General features: G+C 49.8%; 22 protein-coding genes. 18 read left to right on the top strand and 4 right to left on the bottom strand.

Going from position 1 to position 23,323, the window contains the following annotated elements; genetic code table 11:
* Positions 1 to 3 precede the first annotated feature (3 nt).
* Genes ING2E5A_RS09090 through ING2E5A_RS09080 form a run of 3 tightly spaced genes read left to right on the top strand, consistent with a single transcriptional unit; the run spans position 4 to position 2,998 of the window.
* Complete coding sequence (locus tag ING2E5A_RS09090; protein ID WP_071137140.1) at positions 4 to 273, top strand: PqqD family protein; 270 nt, start codon at positions 4 to 6, stop codon at positions 271 to 273.
* A complete protein-coding gene (locus tag ING2E5A_RS09085; RefSeq protein ID WP_071137139.1) occupies positions 266 to 1,378 on the top strand; it encodes a nucleotidyltransferase domain-containing protein in 1,113 nt (370 codons plus the stop codon). Before ING2E5A_RS09090 ends, ING2E5A_RS09085 begins: the two co-directional genes overlap by 8 nt.
* Positions 1,379 to 2,998 (top strand): ABC transporter ATP-binding protein, encoded by a 1,620-nt coding sequence (locus tag ING2E5A_RS09080; protein ID WP_071137138.1) that lies wholly within the window; start codon positions 1,379 to 1,381, stop codon positions 2,996 to 2,998. It abuts the gene before it with no gap.
* On the opposite strand, the gene ING2E5A_RS09075 is transcribed toward ING2E5A_RS09080, so the two are convergent.
* Positions 2,995 to 3,858 (bottom strand): hypothetical protein, encoded by an 864-nt coding sequence (locus ING2E5A_RS09075; RefSeq protein ID WP_071137137.1) that lies wholly within the window; start codon positions 3,856 to 3,858, stop codon positions 2,995 to 2,997. The genes ING2E5A_RS09080 and ING2E5A_RS09075 overlap by 4 nt on opposite strands.
* 97 nt (positions 3,859 to 3,955) lie before the next feature.
* On the opposite strand from ING2E5A_RS09075, the gene ING2E5A_RS09070 reads away from it, so the two are divergent.
* The 13 genes from ING2E5A_RS09070 (at position 3,956) to ING2E5A_RS09010 (ending at position 17,425) form a co-directional block, all read left to right on the top strand.
* Positions 3,956 to 5,389, top strand: a complete 1,434-nt coding sequence (locus tag ING2E5A_RS09070) for a CCA tRNA nucleotidyltransferase (RefSeq protein ID WP_071137136.1) — start codon at positions 3,956 to 3,958, stop codon at positions 5,387 to 5,389.
* Between the two features lie 5 nt (positions 5,390 to 5,394).
* Entirely contained in the window at positions 5,395 to 7,119 is a 1,725-nt protein-coding gene (locus tag ING2E5A_RS09065; protein WP_071137135.1) for an SGNH/GDSL hydrolase family protein, read from the top strand.
* An 87-nt stretch (positions 7,120 to 7,206) separates the two neighbouring features.
* Positions 7,207 to 8,214 carry a TerC family protein gene (locus ING2E5A_RS09060; RefSeq protein ID WP_071137134.1) on the top strand — a complete coding sequence of 336 codons (1,008 nt, stop codon included), beginning with the start codon at positions 7,207 to 7,209 and terminating at the stop codon, positions 8,212 to 8,214.
* A gap of 134 nt (positions 8,215 to 8,348) precedes the next feature.
* The gene (locus ING2E5A_RS09055) at positions 8,349 to 9,227 is read left to right on the top strand and encodes a cell division protein FtsX (protein WP_071137133.1); all 879 of its coding nucleotides are present in this window, start codon (positions 8,349 to 8,351) and stop codon (positions 9,225 to 9,227) included.
* A 40-nt stretch (positions 9,228 to 9,267) separates the two neighbouring features.
* A complete protein-coding gene (locus tag ING2E5A_RS09050) occupies positions 9,268 to 9,513 on the top strand; it encodes a DUF3098 domain-containing protein (RefSeq protein WP_071137132.1) in 246 nt (81 codons plus the stop codon).
* Positions 9,514 to 9,528: 15 nt separating this feature from the next.
* On the top strand, positions 9,529 to 10,413 hold the full coding sequence (locus ING2E5A_RS09045) for an undecaprenyl-diphosphate phosphatase (RefSeq protein WP_071137131.1): 885 nt from the start codon (positions 9,529 to 9,531) through the stop codon (positions 10,411 to 10,413).
* A complete protein-coding gene (gene truB / locus ING2E5A_RS09040; protein WP_071137130.1) occupies positions 10,413 to 11,123 on the top strand; it encodes a tRNA pseudouridine(55) synthase TruB in 711 nt (236 codons plus the stop codon). The genes ING2E5A_RS09045 and truB overlap by 1 nt, the downstream gene beginning before the upstream one ends.
* A gap of 50 nt (positions 11,124 to 11,173) precedes the next feature.
* Positions 11,174 to 12,223, top strand: a complete 1,050-nt coding sequence (gene queA, locus ING2E5A_RS09035) for a tRNA preQ1(34) S-adenosylmethionine ribosyltransferase-isomerase QueA (protein WP_071137129.1) — start codon at positions 11,174 to 11,176, stop codon at positions 12,221 to 12,223.
* Positions 12,224 to 12,244: 21 nt separating this feature from the next.
* A complete protein-coding gene (folK, locus tag ING2E5A_RS09030; protein ID WP_071137128.1) occupies positions 12,245 to 12,751 on the top strand; it encodes a 2-amino-4-hydroxy-6-hydroxymethyldihydropteridine diphosphokinase in 507 nt (168 codons plus the stop codon).
* 63 nt (positions 12,752 to 12,814) lie between these two features.
* Complete coding sequence (locus ING2E5A_RS09025) at positions 12,815 to 13,681, top strand: patatin-like phospholipase family protein (RefSeq protein ID WP_071137127.1); 867 nt, start codon at positions 12,815 to 12,817, stop codon at positions 13,679 to 13,681.
* Positions 13,678 to 15,375, top strand: a complete 1,698-nt coding sequence (locus ING2E5A_RS09020) for an alpha-amylase family glycosyl hydrolase (protein ID WP_071137126.1) — start codon at positions 13,678 to 13,680, stop codon at positions 15,373 to 15,375. The genes ING2E5A_RS09025 and ING2E5A_RS09020 overlap by 4 nt, the downstream gene beginning before the upstream one ends.
* A 100-nt stretch (positions 15,376 to 15,475) precedes the next feature.
* On the top strand, positions 15,476 to 16,411 hold the full coding sequence (locus ING2E5A_RS09015; protein ID WP_071137125.1) for a ribose-phosphate pyrophosphokinase: 936 nt from the start codon (positions 15,476 to 15,478) through the stop codon (positions 16,409 to 16,411).
* A 15-nt stretch (positions 16,412 to 16,426) separates the two neighbouring features.
* A complete protein-coding gene (locus ING2E5A_RS09010; RefSeq protein ID WP_071137124.1) occupies positions 16,427 to 17,425 on the top strand; it encodes a metallophosphoesterase family protein in 999 nt (332 codons plus the stop codon).
* A gap of 4 nt (positions 17,426 to 17,429) precedes the next feature.
* Here the strand turns inward: ING2E5A_RS09010 and ING2E5A_RS09005 are convergent, their stop codons facing one another.
* Entirely contained in the window at positions 17,430 to 18,161 is a 732-nt protein-coding gene (locus ING2E5A_RS09005; protein ID WP_154670068.1) for a hypothetical protein, read from the bottom strand.
* Positions 18,162 to 18,294: 133 nt separating this feature from the next.
* Between ING2E5A_RS09005 and ING2E5A_RS09000 the strand changes: the two genes are divergently transcribed.
* A complete protein-coding gene (locus ING2E5A_RS09000; protein ID WP_071137122.1) occupies positions 18,295 to 18,927 on the top strand; it encodes an HAD family hydrolase in 633 nt (210 codons plus the stop codon).
* Positions 18,928 to 18,992: 65 nt separating this feature from the next.
* On the opposite strand, the gene ING2E5A_RS08995 is transcribed toward ING2E5A_RS09000, so the two are convergent.
* On the bottom strand, positions 18,993 to 21,149 hold the full coding sequence (locus tag ING2E5A_RS08995) for an elongation factor G (protein WP_071137121.1): 2,157 nt from the start codon (positions 21,147 to 21,149) through the stop codon (positions 18,993 to 18,995).
* 438 nt (positions 21,150 to 21,587) lie between these two features.
* On the opposite strand from ING2E5A_RS08995, the gene ING2E5A_RS08990 reads away from it, so the two are divergent.
* A complete protein-coding gene (locus ING2E5A_RS08990) occupies positions 21,588 to 22,751 on the top strand; it encodes a phosphoglycerate dehydrogenase (protein WP_071137120.1) in 1,164 nt (387 codons plus the stop codon).
* A gap of 16 nt (positions 22,752 to 22,767) precedes the next feature.
* Here the strand turns inward: ING2E5A_RS08990 and ING2E5A_RS08985 are convergent, their stop codons facing one another.
* The gene (locus ING2E5A_RS08985) at positions 22,768 to 23,316 is read right to left on the bottom strand and encodes an acetyl-CoA carboxylase biotin carboxyl carrier protein subunit (RefSeq protein ID WP_071137119.1); all 549 of its coding nucleotides are present in this window, start codon (positions 23,314 to 23,316) and stop codon (positions 22,768 to 22,770) included.
* Between the last annotated feature and the right edge of the window lie 7 nt (positions 23,317 to 23,323).

Genomic DNA, 23,323 nt, shown 5'->3' with positions numbered 1-23,323 from the left:
TGCATGAAAATAAAGGAGAATATTACAATCAAGCAGATCGGGGATGAATCCATCCTGGTCGCCAACGACGGGCAGCAGATCAGCTATACCCGTGTCATTTCGCTCAACAGCTCTGCTGAATTCCTGATAGCTGGGAGTTTTGGCAACGATTTTACAGTCGAGGATTGGGCGGAGAGATTGGCTGAACGGTACGGCATCGACCGGAGTCGGGCTATGGCCGATGCCAGGGCATTGGTCGATAAACTGATACAAGCCGGCGTACTCTATGAATGAACAGGCACTCTCCCTTTTCCTTGAATTGCTCCGTTCCGCTATCTGGAACAAACCGGCCGTTGAGGAGCTTTTCCAGGGGGCAGGCTCTTCAGTGTGGGAAGAGCTCTTCAACCTGGCAAACTCACAGGGGGTGATCGCTCTGCTCTATGATGGTATCATGACGCTACCTGCTGCCTGCCGTCCCGAGAAAAAGTTGTTGTACAAGCTTTTCCTGAAGACCGAAGCTATCGAGAGGTTGAACAGGAAGTTAAATGAGGAGCTGAAACACCTTGCGGCAGCGTACGACCGGATGGGTTGCTCCTTCGTACTGCTGAAAGGACAGGGTAACGCCACCCTCTACCCGAGACCGGAACACCGCTCTCCGGGTGATATCGACCTCTTCCTTTACCGTAAGGAGGACTACTGGAGGGCAAACGAGTGGGCGAGGAGAAAAGGGTACAAGATGGATGCTGAAAATATCCATCACCGCTCCTTTGATATCAACGGTGTTCATGTTGAGAATCACAAGAAGATCAGCTATTTCGGTATCAGGCGGTACGATAGGCTGCTGGAGTCGGAAATCGGGGAGATTATCCGAAATAATCGCTTTGTGGAACTGGAGATCGACGATCTGAAGGTTGCCGTTTTACCTCCCGAGTTCAACGCTTTCTACATCTTCTATCATCTCTTTCACCATTTTATCCACCTGGGTGTAGGTCTCCGCCAGTTTTGCGACTGGGTGCTCTTCATGCATGCCTATTCAGAGAGGATGGAGAAGGCGGTGATTGCAGAGCTGGCAAGAGAGTTCGATCTGTCGGAAGCGATAGCGCTCTTTGCATCGGTGGCGGTGAAATACTTGGGGGCGCGACCCGAAGTTTTCCCTTTTACGGTTGATCCGGAGGGCAGCTGGGTAGATATGGTGATGGATGATATTCTGAAGGGGGGCAATTTCGGATATACGACCTTCGAAAAGAGCAGTTACCGGGGCAAGTGGGATGCAAAGTGGCACAGGTTTACCTATTCGGCTGCAAGGACAAGAAGGATCTCCGCCATCGCTCCCCACCATATCAATAGATTGCCGGTGATAAAGATCGTAACCAACCTCAAACTGTTGTTCAATAAGTAGATGATGCATTTTTTGAACTTTCTCAAGGAGATTTCACAGGGTCATCGCAGGTCGTTGGTGATGATAACCGTGATCGGAACATTGAGTGTGGTCGTTTCACTTAGCTTTGTCTGGGCATTGAAGGCCATTATCGATGTCGCGTCGGGTGACGCCACCGGCTCACTGCTCCACTACTCCCTGCTTCTGGTGCTGCTCACGCTGCTCCGGGTCTTTCTGAACGTGACCGATGTACGCTATGTGAATATGACCGAGGTGAAGGTGGGTAACTCCATCCGCCAGAAAGTTTTTGCCAACCTGCTTTATACGAGATGGACGGAGATGAGCTCCCTGCACAGCGGGGATGTGCTGACACGGATCATCAAGGATACGGACGATATCATAAAAACGATGATCACCGTGCTGCCGATGCTGGTGACCTCCACGCTTCAGCTGCTGGGCGCATTCGTGATGCTGCTCGTGATGGATCCGCTCCTGGCCCTCATTTTGGGTATCGCCATGCCGTTGCTGCTCCTTTTCAGCAAGCCCTACTATGTGAAGATGAGGGATTACAGCCGGCAGATCAAGGAGAGCGAGAGTTTCATCTCCTCCATGATGGAGGAGAACCTGCTCAACCATCTGGTGGTCCGGACATATGAGCGGCAGGAGAGCGAACTGGAGCGCTTGGGAGGGCTTCAGCGGGAGCTCCAGCAAAAGGTGGAGAAGAAGACTACCGTCACGGCCTGGGCCCGTTTTGTGTCAGGTATGGCCTTTAGCGGCGGATATATTACCGCATTTATCTGGGGAGCCTGGGGAATCGCTGCCAAGACAGTCACCTTTGGTACGGTTACTGCATACCTGCAGTTGGTGAACCAGATACAGCGGCCTTTGTTCGACCTGATGCGGCTGATTCCGACCCTGATATCGGCACAGGCAGCGAGTGAACGGCTGACTTTTCTGAACAGCCTTGAGAACGAGAAGGTTGGAAAAAAGGAGTATCTGGATGGGGCCGTGTCGTTGCATCTGTCGGACATTACCTATGCCTACGATGGGGAAACAGGTCCGGTTATCTCCGGTTTTTCGCTCGATGCCGGACCGGGAGAGATGGTTGCGGTAATGGGTGAAACCGGAACGGGAAAGACGACGCTGATCAGGCTGATACTTGCCCTGGTTGAACCGCAGAAAGGGAGCATCACGATAAGAAACCGGGAGAAGAGTCTGCCGGTATCTCCCGCTACCCGTTCAAACTTTGTCTATGTGCCGCAGGGCAACACGCTCTTCAGCGGTACCATCCGCAGCAATCTGCTGATAGGAGATCCCGATGCCGGAGAGGAGAAGCTGCTGGAGGCGCTTCGGGTGGCGTCGGCCGAGTTTGTCCTGGAACTGCCGGAGGGACTCGATACTGTTTTGGGTGTGGGTGGAACAGGTGTTTCAGAAGGGCAGGCACAGCGGATTGCGATCGCCCGCTCACTGCTGCGCCCAGGGGCAATCTTGCTGCTGGACGAAGCCACTTCGGCACTGGATGCGGAGACCGAGAAACGATTCTTGTTTAACCTGAAAGAGCAGATGGGACACCGGACGGTACTCTTCATTACCCACCATGCGGAGGTGGCCAGGTATTGCGATCGGATTTACAAGATCTAATTGTCTCTCCTGCTTTCGAGGTAGTTGATCAGTGCCTCGCTCCGCCCTTTCTCGAACTTGAGCTTTTCAATATCCTGAAGGAGGGTAGCCAGCTCGAACGAACGGGCAATGCCCCGCTTTGCCTTGTCGGGCAGGGAGATGGTGACGCTACGTCTGCCGATAAAGGTGAGGGTGATGGGAGACTCCCTGAATGTATAGATAAAACTGGCCACGCCGTTGTCATCGTTGCCGGTGAAACGGACAATCTCATATGTGGCGCCAAGAGTGCTGAAGCGGTAGTTTAAACCGTCGGAGGTTACGGGCAGCGATTCGGCGAAGGAGCCATCTTTCGTGGCCACCTTTATCCGGTTGTGGCTCAATGAACCCGAGTATACGCTCTCGATGTACATCTGCCCCTTTTCGCTCACGGCAGAACGGAGACCGTTCTGTTGAAAAGCACTGTTCAGCGGGTAGATCTTGGGAACATAATCGCCGAACTCCTGATATTGTGGATCTCTCACGTAGGTGAAGTCATTGAGCATCTCGGTCAACAGCTTGTAGTTGACAGCAAGCATCGAGTCGCAGTAGGCGATGTTCCGCCGGTTCTCCGCCATCCTCACCTCCTGCATCAGTTCAAATCCCCTCTTGATCTCGTCGAACGATCGGGGGAACAGTATCTTGATGCTGTCTATCTTGAGCTTTGCCAACGAATAGTTGCCCTCGTTCAATGCCGATTCAGCTTCCACAAGGTAACTCTTCGCACTTTTTCCCTTCCCCGAGCAGGAGATAAAAAGTGGCAGTATAATCAACACTGCCGGCAAGATAAATTGAAATCTGGGTAACTTCCTGAAAAATATCTTATTTGACACAACTCTCTCCATAACAACTATACAAAATTAAGAAATAAATCTCAACGCTAAATGGTTTTCACGCCCAATTATTGTAATTTTGCAATTCATAACAGAATTTGAATTGGCAATGGATATTTCTCGCGAAGAGATTGCAGAGTTCCTCGACAGAAAAATCTTCAGACTTATTTCAGAAGTGGCCGACCGCATGCAGCTGGATTGCTACCTTATTGGCGGATCTGTCCGGGATTTCTTCTTATACCGTCCCTCAAAAGATATCGATATTGTAGCCGTTGGCAAGGGGATTGAACTTGCCAAGGCGGTCGCTTCAGCATTGGGGCCGCGCACAAAGCTTACGGTCTTCAAGAATTTCGGTACCGCCCAACTCAAATACAAGGATTTTGAGATTGAGTTTGTGGGCGCGCGGAAAGAGTCATATACGCACGATTCCCGGAATCCCATCGTGGAGGACGGAACGTTGGAAGACGACCAGAAACGGCGCGACTTCACCATCAATGCGATGGCTTTCTGTCTCAACGGTGATCGCTTTGGCGAATTGCTGGATCCGTTCAACGGACTGCAGGATCTGCAGGATCTGATCATTCGCACGCCGCTTGATCCCGATATCACCTTCAGCGACGATCCGTTGCGGATGATGCGAGCCGTCAGGTTTGCCTCGCAGCTGGGATTCGACATCTACCCGGAAACATTCGACGCGATTGCCAGGAACAGTGAACGGATAAAGATCATCTCGAAGGAGCGAATCACCGATGAGCTGAACAAGATCATCCTCTCGCCGAAGCCCTCAGTGGGATTTATCCTGCTCGAGAAGACCGGCCTGCTGGAGATCATCTTCCCCGAACTGTTGGCGCTGAAAGGGGCCGAGACCAAAGAGGGGGTGGGGCACAAGGACAACTTTTACCATACGCTTGCCGTACTCGACAATATCTCGTTGAAGACCGACAACCTCTGGCTACGATGGTCGGCCCTGTTGCACGATATCGCCAAACCGGTCACCAAACGGTGGGACAATAAGCTGGGTTGGACATTTCACAACCACAACTATGTGGGCGAGAAGATGGTGCCCAAGATCTTCGGGCGCATGAAACTGCCGTTGAACGAGAAGATGAAGTATACCCAGAAAATGGTCTCCATGCATATGCGTCCGATGCAGCTGGTGGAGGAGGAGGTGACCGATTCCGCTATCCGTCGTCTGCTGTTTGATGCGGGCGACGATATCGATGACCTGATGACCCTCTGTGAAGCCGACATCACCTCGAAAAATGCGGAGAAGGTGAGACGGCACCTGCAGAACTTCAAGATTGTCCGCAGGAAGCTGATGGAGATCGAAGAGAAAGATCGCGTGCGGAATTTCCAGCCCCCTGTCGACGGCAACGAGATCATGGAGATTTTCGGATTGGGCCCTGGACGGGAGGTGGGGCTGTTGAAGTCAGCCATCAAGGAGGCCATTCTGGATGGTGAGATTCCCAACGAACGGCAGGCTGCCTATGATTATCTGATCCGGAAGGCAAATGAATTGGGCTTGACGCCGATGGAAAAATAACGATCATGAGAACTGCTTTTTTTATTTTTAGCTTGCTCTGTGTGGCAAATTTGACCGCACAGACCCGCTGGTACGACCCGATGCAGGAGAGTAGGCATGTTATCCAGAACCAGGGATGGACAGAAGAGATAGGGAAGAGTTATCAACGTCTGCCTGACAGGGCGAAAAAGGTAGTGAGGGAGCCGGTTTGGGGACTGTCTGAAAACTCTGCCGGACTGGCCATCCATTTTTACACGAATGCTACGACAATTGAGATACGGTATGGGGTGAAGGGTAGCCATGCCATGCCCCACATGCCGGCAACCGGCAAGACGGGTGTCGATCTCTATGCAGTCGATTCCGACGGCAAATGGCGGGTGGCGACCGATCGCTATAACTTCGGCGATACCATCTCCTATACTTTCAGTAACCTCTCGCAAAGCAAATACCACAAACATGGCTTTGAATACCGTCTCTACCTTCCACTATACAACACGGTGACATGGATGAAGATTGGCGTCCCCGATTCGGCGGAGCTCCGTTTTATTCCGGTGCTGGCAGAGAAACCGATCGTGGTTTACGGTACCTCCATCGCGCAAGGCGGATGTGCCTCTCGGCCGGGAATGGGATGGACCAATATCTTGTCCCGAAAACTTGATTATCCGGTTGTCAACCTAGCTTTCTCCGGTAATGGACCGCTCGAAAAGGAGCTGGTTGACCTGATGGATGAGATGGATGCATCGCTCTACATTTTCGATTGCCTGCCCAATATGGGAAACCTCTCGTCCGAAGAGGTCATCCGAAGGACACTCTACGGGGTGAAAAAGTTGAGGGAGAAGCATGATGCCCCCATCCTTATCGTGGACCATATTGGCTACAGGAATGCCGAACTCAATGAAGGGTCGAGAGAGACGGCAGAACGGATGAACGAGGCGTCACGACAGGCATTCGACTCGTTGCGGCGACTGGGGGTAAAGAATATCCATCACCTGCACAAGGATTCCATCAACATGCCTATGGATGGCTGCGTGGACAATATTCACCCCACCGATCTCGGGATGCAGGTTTATGCCGACGCATACGAGAAGATTGTCCGGAAAATATTGAACATGCCGGTGGGAAAGATCACTACTACTCGGCCTGTGAGTCAACGGAGAGAACCCGATATCTACGAGTGGAAGGAGCGCCATGCGGCAATCCTGAAAAAACTCCAGACCGGAAATGCTGAAAGGGTGATCATTGGCAACTCGATCACCCATTACTGGGGTGGAGAACCGGGACGGGAGCATGGATCCCGGAGCTGGAGAGAAGAGATGGAGCCTGCCGGATTTGTAAATCTCGGTTTCGGATGGGATCGGGTAGAGAATGTGCTTTGGCGTGTCTATCATGGCGAACTGGACGGATACCGGGCAAAGGAGGTAGTGCTGATGATCGGGACCAATAACTTGGGGCTGAATAGTGAGAATGAGATTGTTGACGGTTTGAAGTTTCTGCTCGACCAGATCAGGGTCCGTCAACCTAATGCGGTGATCAAGGTTGTAGGCCTGCTGCCGCGTCGTGGCAAGGAAGAGGTGGTACGGACCATTAACCGGCAGATATCGGAGATGGCGGCGTTGCACAATTACCGGTATGTTGATGTTGGTTCCAGGTTGCTCACGGCAGATGGAAAGGTGGATGAAAGGTTGTTCCTGGATGGTTTGCATCCGAACGAGAAGGGTTATTCACTGATCGTAGAAGATTTGCTAGATTAAGATAAAAAGCTTAAATTTTTACAAGCGACAGTTGGATCGCAAAAAGTTTGAAACTTGAATTGAATTTTTTAAAGGTTATTTTTTAGTATGGAAGTAAGTTCATCGTTTTGGATAGGTTTTATCATTCTTGTAATAGCTCTCCTGTCGCTCGACATGTTTCTCTTCAATAGGAAGGGTACGGTTATCGATGTCAAGCGGGCATTATGGCTCAGTCTCTTCTGGATATCGTTGGCATTCATTTTCAATGTGGGTGTTTACATGGTTTTCGGTAAGGAGAGTGCGCTCGAATTTTTTACCGCCTATCTGGTCGAAGAGTCACTCAGCATAGATAACCTTTTTGTATTTATCATTATATTTTCCGCCTTCAAGATCAAACCGGAACATCAGCATACCGTTCTCTTCTGGGGAATTCTGGGGGCAATCGTTTTCAGGGCAATCTTTATTTTTGCCGGTGTGGCACTGATCGAACGGTTTGCCTGGATCATGTACCTCTTTGGCGTATTCCTGTTGTTTACTGGCGGCAAGATGATGTTTGACGAGCTAAACCTGCTGGATCGAGAAAAGGTGGATGAGCCGAAAGATCCGAACAGTAACGGCGTGGTAAAGATTTTCAGGAGACTGTTTCCGGTGCACGAGGATATGTCGGAGCCCGTTTTTTTTAGGAGAATCGACAGAAAACTGTATGCTACCCCCTTCTTTCTGGCCTTGCTGGTAATCGAGTTTACCGACCTGATTTTTGCCATAGATTCCATTCCCGCGGTACTTTCGGTTTCTACCAACACATTCATCGTCTACACTTCCAATATCTTTGCCATTTTGGGGTTACGTTCGCTCTATTTTGCGCTGAGGGGTATCATGGATCTTTTCCATTTCCTGAAGTATGCACTGAGCGGAATCCTGATCTTTATCGGTTTCAAGATGATCTTCAACCATTATGCGCACACCGCCGACTGGGATTTCCATATTTCGAACCTCTCCTCATTGCTGGTAATCGCCTCCTTCTTGCTGGTCTCAATTGCGGCATCCCTGATATGGAGCGGCAAGCAGCGCTCCATGAAACGAGAGGAGGCGAGGTTGAGAAAAAGGGTGTTTTGAGAAAATTAATCTTTCTTGTTGATAATTACCAGGGTAAATTTCCGCTTTTCCCAATAATTTTGTTACTTTGCAACCAATTTGGAATAGACCGTCTAATTGTGTGCTGCCGGGGGAACCCGGCGTAATCCTTTTGTATGTCGAAAAAGAAAAAGATATCCACTGCACGTTTTGTAAATGCAAAGGTTACCTCTACCATCAGTATTTCACTGGTGCTGGTCCTGCTGGGTCTGACCATACTGATTCTGTTCATGGGTAACGGATTGTCGAAATTCGTGAGAGAAAATATGAGTTTCAGCGTGATGCTTGACAGCAACGTTACCGATGCCGGGATTCAGCGGTTGAAAAAAAATCTCGACGGACAGCCATTTGTGAGATCTTCCCGCTTTATCAGCAAGGAGGAGGCAAAGGAGGAGTTGATCAAGGAGCTGGGCGAGGATCCCGAAGAGCTGCTGGGATATAATCCGGTTCAGGATGCCATTGAGATCCATCTCCATTCGGAATATGCCAACAGCGACAGTATTGCGGTTATCAGCAAGCTGATCAAACAGCAGAACAACGTGCATGATCTGCTCTACCAACAGGAAGCGATCGATCTTATCAACGACAATCTCTCGAAGGTGACCCTGATCTTGCTGATCCTGGCCGCAGTGCTGATGTTTATCTCATTTACGCTGATCCGGAACACCATTCGGTTGAGCGTCTATTCCAAACGGTTTATTATCAATACAATGAAGCTTGTTGGTGCCAATTGGAACTTTATCCGGAGGCCTTTTATCCGGAGCAATATATATACCGGAATCGTCGCGGGCATTGTAGCCGACGGCATCATCCTGCTGATTCTGGCCTATTTCAACAACGAGTATGCAGAACTGCGGTCGATAGTTGGCGTAACCGACCTGCTTGCCATATTCATCGTGGTGATTCTCCTGGGAGTGCTCATCTCCACAGTGGCCACCTATTTTGCAGTGAACCGCTACCTGAAGATGAATACCGGGGAGCTCTACTACGTGTAGATCAAAACAGGTAAGATATTAAACTCATAACCTCAATAATATGTCTCATAATAACTTAGCTTTTCATAAAAAGAACCTCATCATTTGCGGTGTTGCAGTCCTCGTCATCATTACAGGTTTTCTGCTGATGAGCGGTAATGCAACCAGCTTCGAAGGTTTCGAGCCCGATATTTTTAGTGCGCGGCGCATTAAAGTGGCCCCTCTTGTCTGCCTGGCCGGCTTCGTATTGATGATTGTAGGAATCCTCTATCCGGTAAAGGGGAGCAGAAAGGGGGAAGCAAAATAATTACGACGAGAATCAATGAGTAGTCTAGAGGCGATTGTAATTGCTGTTGTAGAAGGTTTGACCGAGTTTCTGCCCGTTTCGTCTACCGGGCACATGATTATTACCCAGGCTCTGCTTGGCGTGGAGAGTACGCCGTTTGTAAAGGCATTTACTGTAATTATTCAGTTTGGAGCCATCCTGTCGGTGGTCTTTCTCTACTGGAAACGGTTTTTCCGACTCAATCAGGTGACTGTTTTTGAGAAGGATGCTGTTGAAGGGATCGGTTTCGTACAAAGAGGGGTGACGTTCCTGAAGCGGTTCCTGCATAAGTTCGATTTTTACTGGAAACTTTTAATTGCCGTTGTTCCGGCAGGTGTGCTGGGATTGGCTTTTGGAGACCAGATCGATGCATTGCTCGAAAATGTATTTGTAGTGAGCGTGATGCTGGTGGCAGGTGGTGTAGTGATGCTCTTTGTGGACAGGTGGTTCAATAAGCCTGTCGGAGATCAGTCGATCTCCTGGCGTCGGGCATTGAAGATCGGTCTCTTTCAGAGTATCGCAATGATCCCCGGTGTCTCCAGGTCGATGGCTACCATAGTGGGAGGTATGGGCACCGGGCTCGACCGTAAAAATGCAGCCGAATTTTCGTTTTTCCTGGCCGTACCTACCATGGCCGCAGCTGCCGGATACAAGCTTTTCCAGCTGATCAAGGATCCTGCCAGCGCAGTGATGTTGCAGGAGAACATGGGAATATTGCTGATCGGGAACCTGGTTGCTTTTGTAGTGGCCGTTATCGCGATCAGGTTCTTTATCGATTTTCTGACCAGGCACGGGTTCAAGGCGTTTGGATGGTACAGAATCATCGTCGGGGGAGTGCTGATTGCGTTGCTGTTGTCCGGAACTGTTTCAAACATAGCCTGATGGATTTTATTGAAGGAGAGATCTTACATATAGATAAACCCCTGCACTGGACTTCATTCCGGTTGGTGAGGGTGGTACGGGCAAAACTGTGCCAGAAACTGAAGATAAAAAAACTGAAGGTGGGACATGCCGGTACGCTCGATCCGCTAGCCACCGGCGTCATGACCATCTGCACGGGGAGAAAGACAAAAGAGATCGAGCAGCTGCAATACCTGACCAAAGAGTATATCGCCGAGATTATGCTGGGTGCAACTACACCCTCTTTCGATCTGGAGACGGAGGTGGATGCCGTATACCCTACCGGACACATTACCCGCGAAATAGTGGAAGAGTGCCTGAAGCAGTTTACAGGCAGGATTGAGCAGGTACCACCCCTCTTCTCGGCAGTGAAGGTAGATGGCAAACGGGCCTACGAATTTGCCCGCAAGAAAGAAGAGATTGAACTAAAACCAAAGATTTTGGTTATAGAGGATATTGAACTGTTAAGTTGCAATTTACCAACCATAACTATCCGGGTTGTCTGCAGCAAGGGTACATATATACGTGCTCTGGCGCGCGATATAGGTGAATGCCTGAAATCAGGTGCTCATCTTCTTGCACTCAAGCGAACACGAGTTGGAGATGTTACATTGAACGACTGTCTACAGGTGGAGGAGCTGGACGATTTTTTCAACAGGCAGATAGTTGCCGCAGATGACGACAGGCGTTGACGATGGAAATTTTTTCGATAGTAATTAATAAAGTATCAGTATAGTTATATATGAAGCTTTCTCAGTTTAAGTTTAATTTACCGGAAGAATTGATTGCCAAGTTTCCGAGTAAGCATCGCGATGAATCCCGGCTGATGGTGGTTCATCGGAATTCCGACAAAGTAGAGCACCTTATCTTTAAGGATATTCTGAACTATTTTGACGCTCACGATTTTTTTATTTTCAACGATACCAAGGTTTTTCCCGCACGACTGTTCGGGAACAAGGAGAAGACCGGTGCAAAAATTGAGGTGTTTCTGCTCAGGGAACTCAATCCTGCACAACATCTGTGGGATGTGCTGGTCAATCCCGCCAGAAAAATCAGGATTGGGAATAAGTTGTACTTCGGTGATAACGAGGAGCTTGTTGCTGAAGTAATCGACAATACCACTTCGCGTGGACGGACACTCCGTTTTCTTTACGACGGACCCTACGAGGAGTTCAAGGATCTGCTCTTCTCCATCGGGGAGACCCCCATACCGGAATATATGGAACGTCCGGCAGTTCCGGAGGATGCCGAGAGGTATCAGAACATTTTTGCATCGAACGAGGGGGCTGTCGTTGTTCCTGCCGCCGGGCTGCACTTCAGCCGTGAATTGATAAAACGGATGGAGATCAAGAATATCGATTACGGCTTCCTTACGCTTCATCATGGACTGGGTGCCTACCGTGATATCGATGTGGAGGATCTCACCAAGCACAAGATCGATTCGGAGCAGATGATCATTTCTCAGGAGTTGTGCGACAGGGTGAATACTGCAAAAGATAACGGACACAAGATCTGTGCCGTAGGCACGTCGGTGTTGCGGGCCATCGAGACCACCATCAGTACCGACGGACATATCAAGCCGAGGGAGGGTTGGACCAACAAGTTCATTTTCCCGCCCTACGACTTCACCTTGCCCGATGCGCTGATCACCAACTTCCACCTGCCTCTCTCCACGCTCTTGATGGTTACGGCGGCTTTTGGCGGATACGAACGGATCATGGATGTCTACCAGATAGCCATCAAGGAGAAGTATGAGTTTGGCGCTTACGGGGATGCGATGCTGATCATCTAGGTAACGCTGCTATGCAGAAAAATGGCGGATAAGATTTCGCATACCGTATTCCTTTCACTGGGCTCCAATCTGGGAGACAGGATAGGTGCTATCGGACGCGCATACGAAGAGATTGAAAAGCGGATCGGGAAGATTATCTCCCGTTCCGCTTTTTATCTTTCCGAACCCGAAGGGTTTGAATCGGAAAACAGCTTCGTCAACTCCGTTTGCAAGGTGGTTACCGACTTGTTACCCTACAAACTGCTGGAGGAGACCCGGCAGATCGAGAAGGAGTTGGGGCGGTGCGGGAAATCGATCGATGGGAGGTATGCCGACCGCATTATCGATATCGATATGCTGATGTATGATAGCCGGATAATTGAGGATCAGTTGTTGACGGTACCACACCCCCGGTTTCATCTGCGTGGATTTGTGCTGGTTCCGTTTGCTGAGATATCACCCGATACGGTGCATCCGGTTCAGGGTAAAACCATTCTGGTACTGAGAAATGAGCTGAGAGAGCCAACCGGTGTTCATCCCATCCGGTAGGGCAATTTTTTTTTGGGGGGTCACATTTTTTTACCATATTTGCAATAACTAAAAGGTACCGTCGTGGGAATATTTGGAAAAGATTATGACTACTATCTGGGCTATGCGCTGAGCGGTGGCGGTGCAAAAGGGTTTGCCCATCTGGGGGCTTTCATGGTATTCGAGAGCTACGGCCTGAAGCCGGATGTGATTGTAGGAACCAGTGCCGGCGCATTGGCCGGCGTATTCTATGCCGACGGTTTCACACCGGAAGAGATCAGCGAGCTTTTCAGAAAGCATGAGTTTCGTGAGTTTTTTGAATTTTCAGTACCCAAGGCAGGTCTCTTCAAGAATTCGGGATTGGAGAAATTTCTGAAGAACAATTTGAGGTCCTCCTCTTTCGAGCAATTGAAGGTCCCCTTCAAGGCGGTTACAACCGATTGGGAAAGGGCCCGTACCGTGGTCTTTTCGGAGGGACGTTCGTTGGTGGATGCCGTGGTGGCCTCATGTTCCGTTCCTATCGTTTTTACACCCAAGGTTATCGGCGGAACCCCTTATGTTGACGGGGGACTACTGAAAAATTTCCCGGTTTCGGTCATTCGGGACAACTGCAAATATGTTATCGGGGTAAATGTTTCGATGATCACCTCCCCGCCAGAAAAGGTGAGCATCAGGACTACTGCAGAACGTACATTCAAGTTGATGTCCAACTCAAATACACTGGTCGACAGGAGCATGTGCGATATTCTCGTGGAAACTGCAGAGGCCCAGAAATATTTCATGTTCGACCTGAACAATATCGACCGGATAAGGGAGATCGGGTATGAGTCTGCATCGTCGGCACTGGGTGAAGAGAGATCGCTGGAGATTGTCAAAAGATGTCACCGGCACTATCAACTGGAGGAGAGAGTGAAGCAGCAAATCGACAAAATAAGAAAATTAAGTTCATGAAGCCGCGGAAAAAGTTTATCTATCAACTGTTGCCGCGATTGCTCGGAAACACCAAAACCACCAACATCCCGAACGGAACCCTGGAGGAGAACGGGTGTGGAAAGTTTAACGATATCAGCGATATATTTCTCAATCAACTCAAAGAGAGTGGATATACCCACGTCTGGCTTATCGGTATTCTGGCACATGCTTCTGCCACCGATTACACCCGGTTCGGCATTCCTGCGGAGTATCCCGAAATCGTTAAGGGGAATGCGGGTTCACCCTATGCCGTGAGGGATGTATACGACGTGGATCCCGATCTGGCGGTGAATGTGGCCGACAGGATGGGCGAATTTGAGGCGTTGGTGGAGGGGATCCACCGTGCTGGCCTGAGCGTGATTATCGATTTCATTCCCAACCACCTGGCAAGGAACTTCAGATCTGTCAACCTTCCCGAAGGGGCTGAGGAGTTCGGGAGCAACGACGATACATCTGTAGCTTTCTCTCCTCAAAACAACTTCTATTACTTGCCGGGTGAGGAGCTGGAGATCCAGTTTCCGGTCAGAAAAAAGGCGGAGATAACCTATAGGGAGCGGCCGGCGAAGGTAACCGGGAACGACTGTTTTACGAGCAAACCGACGCAGTTCGACTGGTATGAGACGGTGAAGCTCAACTACGGTGTTGATATTCAGAATGGTTACACTAAACATTTTTCCGAAATTCCAGATACCTGGAAGAAGATGAGGAACGTGCTGGTATACTGGGCAAAGAAGCGGATAGATGGCTTCAGGGTAGATATGGCCGAAATGGTCCCGCTGGAGTTCTGGCAATGGGCGATTCCTCAGGTGAAACAGGAGTTCCCGGACATGATCTTCCTCGCCGAAGTCTACAATCCGGATGCTTACCGGTCGTTTCTCAGCCAGGGCAATTTCGATTACCTCTACGACAAGGTAGGGCTTTACGACGTTCTGCGCGATGTAGCCTGCGGCTATCGCCCCGCCTCGGATATCACCTTCGCCCTGAATGGTGTGGGTGATATTCAGCATCATATGCTCAACTTTATCGAAAACCACGATGAACAGCGGGTGGCTTCAGATTTTTTCCTGAAGGATGGAAAGAGGGGGAGGGCAGCCATGATTGTCACCGCATGCGTGAATCTCAACCCGGTGATGATCTATTTCGGCCAGGAGTTGGGTGAGCGTGGAATGGACGAAGAGGGTTTCAGCGGAAGGGATGGCCGTACCTCCATCTTCGACTACTGGTCGGTCGACACCATCCGGCGCTGGAACAACAACGGGAGATGGGACGGAGCCTTGTTGACCGATGAGGAACGGGAACTGAAGGGGTTCTATGCAGATCTCCTTACTTTGTGTAACCGCGAAACCGCCTTGAGTAACGGGCTTTTTTACGATCTGATGCCGGCAAATTACGAGAACATGGCATTTGATTCCACCAGGCAGTTTGCATTCCTGCGCGGATCTGCCGGCGAGTTGATCCTGGTGATTGCTAATTTCGATGACCATGAGGTTGAGGTTGAGGTAAATATTCCTCCTCATGCGTACGATTTTTTCGGTCTACCCTGCAGCGGGAGCTACAACGCCATGCCGTTGCTGGCCGGCAATGGTTCCGGTATCGTTTTTTTAGCAAATGATCCGGTTCGGGTAAAGGTAGCTGCAAACAGTGGTGAACTGTACAAAATTTCCTCTTTTTAAGCGATTTTCAGAATATAGTTTGTACTTTTGTCACTGCAAAGGTTATTAGCAAGAAAAAATCAGTCAATAGTATACTAACTCTATCATTATCAACAAAATCATGCAAGAAAAGCCGTTTAAGATCTTCTCGGGAACAAAATCACGCTATTTTGCCGAGAAGGTTTGTAATAGTTTAGGATGTCCGCTCGGGAATATGATTATCGAACATTTTGCCGACGGGGAATTTTCGGTTTCATACGAGGAGTCGATCCGGGGAAGACAGGTATTCCTTATCCAGTCCACGTTTCCCAATTCAGATAACCTGATGGAACTGCTGCTCATGATCGATGCCGCCAAGCGGGCATCGGCCAAGTCCATTATAGCGGTGATCCCCTATTTCGGATGGGCACGTCAGGACAGAAAAGATAAGCCTCGTGTAAGTATCGGAGCGAAGCTGATAGCCGACATGTTGAGTACAGCCGGTATCAGTAGATTGATAACCATGGACTTGCATGCCGACCAGATACAGGGATTTTTCAATGTGCCGGTTGACCATCTCTATGCATCCGGTGTATTTGTAGATTATATGAAGAGTATGAACCAGGAGAACCTGGTGATTGCCACACCAGATGTGGGTGGAACCAAGCGTGCCAGCGCCTATGCCAAGTTTCTGGGCTGCCCCATGGTCATCTGCTACAAGATCCGCAAAAAGGCGAACGTAATTTCTGACATGCAGATCATCGGAGATGTTGAAGGAATGGATGTGTTGCTGGTAGACGATATCGTGGATACGGCAGGAACCATGACCAAGGCTGCCGAGCTGATGATGCAGAAAGGGGCGCGGTCTGTAAGGGCCGTTGTCAGTCACGCCGTGATGTCGGATCCCGCCAGCGAACGGATCGAAAACTCCTCGCTCAGCGAGATCATCTTTACCGACAGTATTCCCTACACAAAATCGTGCAGCAAGGTAAAGGTGCTGTCGGTGGCCGATATGTTCGCAAATGCCATCCTGAGGGTATGTAACAACGAATCGATAAGTTCTCTGTATGTAGTATAATTTAAAAAAAGGAGTATGAAAAAGCTGGTAGTTGTCGCTCTTCTATTGTTGTGCTTCACCGCCCTCGATGCCCAGAAACTGATTTTTAACGAGGAGGGTACATTCAAGATTGTACAGTTTACCGATGTCCATTATGTACACGGCAATATCAAGTCGGATACGGCATTAATGGCAATAAACCGGGTACTGGATGCCGAAAAACCGGATATGGTGATCTTCACCGGAGATGTTGTCACCGGAAGGCCGGTAAAAGAGGGATGGGATGCCGTGACAAGACCGGTTATCGACAGGAAGATCCCGTTTGCCGTTACCTTTGGAAACCATGACGATGAGCAAGGCATGACCCGTTTGGCGCTGGAAAGACTGATCACTTCATACCCCTATAACTGCAACTATCCTACAGGCGGTGAACCCTCCGGCGTGTTGAATAACGTGATTCCCGTCTACGGGGGAAAGAGCGATATGGAGGTGAAAGGATTGATCTACTGCTTCGATTCAGGAGCCTACTCAACGGTGAACGATGTATCGGGATATGGCTGGATAACAACTGAAATTATCGAGTGGTACAAGAAACAGAGTTTACGCTTTACCCGCCAGAATAATTTCCAGCCGTTACCTGCATTGGCCTATTTCCATATTCCGCTTTCGGAGTACCAGATAGCTTTTGATGACGAGAGCAACAAGAGGGTGGGGGTGCGCAAGGAAGAGGAGTGCGCTCCAAAATTGAATCCGGGGATGTTTCTCGCCATGAAAGAGATGGGCGACGTGATGGGCACCTTCGTCGGTCACGATCATGTCAACAACTACATCGTGGATTACTACGGTGTGGCATTGGGATATGGTCAGTTCACCGGATGGCGGACCACCTATGTCCCTGAAATGAACGGAGCAAGGATTGTAAGGCTGAAGGAGGGGAAGCGCGAGTTCGATACCTGGATCAGGCTGCTTGACGGACGGGTTATCAACAACGTCTCCTTTCCTGCCGATCTGAAAAAGGAGCAGAAAAAGGATTGAAAAACTACCTGCCCTGGTAGTGGTAGGTGGGGATATACTCCTTCTTCAACCTCTTGGCGAGCAGATTGCTCTTCCGGGCCTTTTCGTAGAGCTTTTCCAGCGCCTTCATCTTCTCCTTGCCAGGGTCAAAATTATCTGTCAGCAGGAGGATGGAGAGAGTCTCTTCATCTTCCCTGCTGATCTTTAAAGCCACTGTCTGATTTTCGATAACGTTGTCCTTGGCAAGCGTTACCCTGAAATCGTTTCCCTCAGTTACATCAAAACGGATTTCGTCATACCCCAGGTTGGAGACCCTTATCTTTCTGATTTTCCGGTCACGGGGCAGCTGCGATTCACCCAGTTCATTGCTGATGTCGCTCCGGATAACCTTGCCCGATTCCGACATATACTCCAGCAGTGCTCCCTGAAGTGGATAGTTATTTGGTCCCAATACTTTTACAGTTACACTGTCCCTGCTGACGCCGTCAAGGATCTGAACAGCCGATTTTTCCCCGGGGTATTCGTGGGTATCTATCAGCAGGTAATCACCAACCAGTTCGTAACTCCCCTCGCCGATGATGCGGGTAACGAGGGCTCCGAAACCGCTCAGGCTGAAGGAGACCTTCCCTCTGGAAAAGGAGAGGGAGTCGCTCTTTTCCTTGTAATTGCCTTCCAGCTGCTGTGAAAGAAGCGAAGAGGAGAGTGAAATGAGTGCAAGAAGGATAAAATATTTTTTCATGTCGTTAGTATGAATCATCTCGTTTATGGCAATACAAAAGTAACATTTTTTTGTCAATATTCACCCTCCCGCCGATGTTGATTGGGGCCTGACGGACCCGAAAATTGCGCCATCCGCTTTTGTTTCGTATCTTTAACCCAAAAACGTGAAGATGCGTTACAGGCATATTGTTTTTGATATCGACGGCACCATGCTGGATACGGGAAGGGCCGACATGCTTGCCACACAGGAGACCTTCTTTCAACTTACCGGTGAGTGGAGGGCACCAGAGGAGTTCAGATTTGCCTTGGGCATTCCCAACTCAACGGTGTTTGCCCGGTTGGGGATTGAAGATGTTGAAGAAGCCAGTCTGATGTGGGAGGAGAACTTCAGCAAGTACCACCCGACGATCCGCCTTTTTGATGGGATCGTGGAGATTCTGAAAGCGTTGAGGGAGCTGGGTATTTACCCCGGAATCGTCACTTCCAGAAGGCGGCGGGAGTTTAATGCCGATTTTGCCGCATTCGGGCTGAACCACCTTTTCGGGACAGTAATATGCGTGGATGATACCCCTCGGCCGAAACCCTATCCCGATCCCCTGCTGGAATATCTGAAGCGGGTGGATGGTGTGCGCCAGGAGACCATATATATCGGCGACACCCTCTATGATGAGCAGTGTGCCCATGCCGCAGAGGTAGATTTTGCCCTCGCCGCCTGGGGTGCCCACAGTCGTGAAGGTATACGGGCCGACCATCACCTGGAATCACCCGGCGAGGTGCTGAAACTGGTGGTTGACGACCTATGACAGAACAGGGGCAGCCCGTCCGGACCGCCCCTGTTTGGATTAAATGGTTGTGAATGGAGATTGGTTTAATCCTCTTTCTCTTCTGCCTCATACTCTTTCAGCAGTCTTTCCTGTACATCCGAAGGAACGAGTTCATAGTCGGCAAACTTCATCGTAAACGATGCGCGGCCGCCGGTAATCGAACTCAACGAAGTGGAGTAGCTCGACATCTCTTTCAGCGGAACACGGGCTTTCAGCTTCTCAAACCCTTTCTCGCTCTCCATGCCCATGATCATGGCGCGACGTCCCTGGAGATCACTCATCACGTCACCCATATAGTCGCTGGGAACGGAAACAACCACGTCGTAGATCGGTTCCAGGATCTTGGGGCCGGCATTCTTGAATGCGGTGCTGAAAGCGTTGCGTCCGGCCAGCATGAATGAGATTTCGTTGGAGTCTACCGGGTGCATCTTGCCGTCGTAGACGATAACACGTACATCGCGGGCATAGGAGCCGGTCAGTGGACCCTGTTCCATGCGTCCCATGATTCCCTTCAGGATGGCCGGAAGGAAACGGGCATCGATGGCACCTCCCACGATACTGTTGACGAAAACGAGTTTACCTCCCCATTCCAGTTCGATGGTCTGTATGTCACGCGACTGTATCTTGAACTCCTGGCCGTTAAAACGGTACACTTCCGGCAGAGGCATACCTTCGGTATAGGGTTCCACGATCAGGTGAACTTCCCCAAACTGTCCGGCGCCGCCCGACTGCTTTTTGTGGCGATAGTCGGCACGCGCCTGCTTGGTGATGGTCTCGCGATAAGGTATCTTCGGTTCGAGGAAATCGATCTCAATCTTGTCATTGTTTTCGAGCCTCCATTTCATCGTCTTCAGGTGGAATTCACCCTGACCCGAAACGATGGTCTGCTTCAACTCTTTGGAGACTTCGATAACCAATGAGGGATCTTCTTCCCGCATACGGGTAAGCGCTTCGTTCAACTTCTCGGCGTTGGCTTCAACCTTGGCCTTTACAGCCCTGCGGTAACGCGGTTCGGGGAACTGGATGTAGTTGAAACGGTTATCACATCCCTTGGCATTCAGTGTGTTGCCTGTGCGTACATCTTTCAGTTTGACTGCTGCGGCAATACTTCCTGCCTGCAACTCCTCCACCTTGTTTCTCATCTGTCCGGCAACCAGGTAGATCTGGGCAACACGCTCCTTCGAGCTCCTGTCGGCATTGGTGAGGTCATCGCCCTCTTTCACCTTTCCGCTCATCACCTTGAAGTAGGAAACCTCGCCGATATGCGGCTCAACAGTAGTCTTGAAGAAGAAAAGCGATGTGGGGCCGTTAGGGTCGGGCTCGATGGTGACGCCATCTCTGTTTTTAGGTGCGGGAACCTGATCGGGCGAGGGTGCGGCCAGGCTGAGGAAGTTCATCAACCGGTGAACAGCCATGTTTTTCTCTGCAGAGACGCAGAACACCGGGAAAAGTCCCCTGGTGATCATCCCCTTCTGGATCCCTTCGAGCATCTCCTCTTCCGAGAGTGTTCCATGCTCGAAATATTTCTCCATCAATGTCTCGTCATTCTCAGCCGCAGCTTCCAGCAGCACCTGGTAATATTCGGCCGCCTTCTCCTTTTCGCTGTCGGGTATCTCCAGCACGTCTGGCGCGGTGGCTCCCGGTTTCCATTTGTAGAATTTCTGCTTGAGCACATCCACGATACCGTCGAATGCCAGACCGCTTCCGGTTGGATATTGGATGGGGGTTACCTTGCTCCCGTAGAATTCTTTCAGGTTGGTAATGGTGTTTTCAAAGTCGGCTTTTTCATGGTCGATCCGGTTCATTACAAACATAATAGGCTTGTTGAGCGTCTCGATCTGGCGGAATTGATTGATTGTTCCCACCTCCACTCCACTGGTCGCGTCGATCAGCATTACGGCCAAGTCGGTTACCCCAAGTGCCGAGGCAATATTCCCTGAAAAATCGTCCGACCCCGGACAATCGATCAGTGTCATCAGCTTGTTTTTCCATTCATATGAAAATACGGTAGAGAAGACCGAGTATCCATACTCCTTTTCAACTGGAAAATAGTCGCTCACGGTATTTTTCCCTTCGATCGTGCCGCGTCGTTTTATAAGACCACACTCGAAAAGCATTGCTTCTGCGAGAGTGGTCTTGCCCGATCCTGAATTGCCAACGATAGCAATATTCTTGATTTCGTTTGTCTTGTAAACTTTCATGATTAAAAATTTTATGTGTTTTAAAAGTATAAGCCGCTACAACAAAAAGGACTCTGCTCTTTTTAAAGATGCAGAGCCGCACTGCAAATGCGACGCAAGTTAGCCATTTTTAACGATATCACCCCTTGAGAAAAATATGTTTTATAACATATACAGAGCCTGTTAAACCGCAATTCTCCCTTTCTGGATTTGCCGTTGGAATTGAGATTTCCGGAATTGTTCCATTGCCGCGATGATGATGGAGGGTGTGAGGGGTGAACCAGCCAGAGTCGTGATCTCTCCACTAAAACAACATGATTTTCACCTGCTATTTATGCTTATAAATTGTAAATTCAAATAAAGAATTAGTATCTTTGCGTTCAAAATTTGATATCATTTGTTTCAAATAATAAACTGGCTTCTGTTTGTTGACAGTAATTTTCTAATAAACAATCAATAATGGGTAAGTACAAGATTAAGACCCTGAATGGAATCTCAAAAACGGGGTTGGATAAATTTGGTCAGAACTATGAGGTAGGGAGTGACATCGACACACCGGATGGTATCATCCTTCGCAGTGCTTCGCTGCACGAGACGGAGTTTCCCGGCAACCTGCACTGCATTGCACGTGCCGGAGCAGGTGTAAACAACATTCCGGTGGAGAGATGTTCGGAAAAGGGAATTGTTGTATTCAACACGCCCGGAGCAAATGCCAATGCGGTAAAGGAGCTTGCTGTTGCAGCCATGTTGCTGTCGTCGCGCAAGATTGTAGAGGGAATCAACTGGGCAAGGTCGCTTAAGGGTGATGATCTGCCTAAGCAGGTAGAGAAAGGAAAAGCACAATTTGCAGGTCCGGAGATCAGCGGGAAGAGGCTGGGAGTGATCGGACTGGGGGCCATCGGAGTGATGGTGGCAAATGCGGCGGTGAACCTGGAGATGGAGGTTTATGGCTACGATCCCTACATCTCCGTCGACCATGCATGGGGACTGTCTCGTGCGGTGAAGAAGGCCAATGACCTGCGAAAGCTCTTCAAGCATTGCGACTACATCACCCTCCATATCCCGTTGACCGACGAGACGAAGCATATGCTCGGCAAGGAGGCGTTTGCCGAGATGAAGGAGGGGGTACGGATCATCAACCTCTCCAGGGGAGAGCTTGTCAACGACGAAGATATCATCGATGCGTTGGGAGCCGGTATCGTGAGCGAGTATGTGACTGATTTTCCCAACGAGAAGCTGATTAATGTTCCGGGGGTTATTCCCGTGCCTCATCTGGGTGCCTCTACCCCCGAAAGCGAAGATAACTGTGCCGTGATGGCCGTAATGCAATTGAAGGATTTTCTTGAGAATGGCAATATCCGTAACTCGGTCAATTTCCCTGCATGCGATATGGGTGTCAGCATCGTCAAGCACCGACTGACCATTGCACATAAGAATATTCCCAAAATGTTGGGACAGATTTCGGCAGTACTCTCCGAACAGGGCACCAATATTGCCAACATGATCAACCGCAGCCGGGGTGATTATGCCTATACCATGGTCGACCTGGAGGAGGAGATTATCGATGAGAACGTGAAACGGATTAGAAATATTACGGGCGTATTGAGAGTGAGGGTGATTTAACCCCCGCTCTCACCCATTACTCATCAATCGAGGTGATCTCCACCAGTAACTCGTCCTGCATGATCGATTGACCGGGAGAAACGTGAATTTTGCGGATTACTCCGTTACAGCTGGCGTTGATCTCGTTCTGCATCTTCATCGCCTCAAGTCTCAGTATCGGCTCATCCTTGTTTACCAGGTCGCCTTCACTTACAAAAATGTCGACGATCTTCCCCGGCATGGGAGATTTCAGTTCATTGCCGACATCTACTTCAGCTCCCTTGTTGAGGAGGTTGCGGCGCAGATAGGAGAAGATGGACTCAATGCTGAACTTGTACTCCACGCCGTTCACCTTTACCGTGATCCGGTGCTGGTCGCGCTGGGTGATCTCGCACCGGTAGGTGACATCGCCCATCCTGAAAGAGGAGAAGTTGTTCTTGTGCTCCAGGAAAAAGACATCTCTCTCCTCACCGTTAATGATCGGCTTCGACTCCTTGGGCAGGTAGATCTTATACCTGTCGCCATTGTCGCGCATAGCGATGAAGAGCCTGGTGGCATCTCTCTTGTATACATATGATGTTGCCATATTGTTA

The sequence above is a fragment of the Petrimonas mucosa genome (assembly GCF_900095795.1).
GTDB classification, from domain to species: domain Bacteria; phylum Bacteroidota; class Bacteroidia; order Bacteroidales; family Dysgonomonadaceae; genus Petrimonas; species Petrimonas mucosa.
This window is presented reverse-complemented; position numbering and strand designations above follow the sequence as displayed.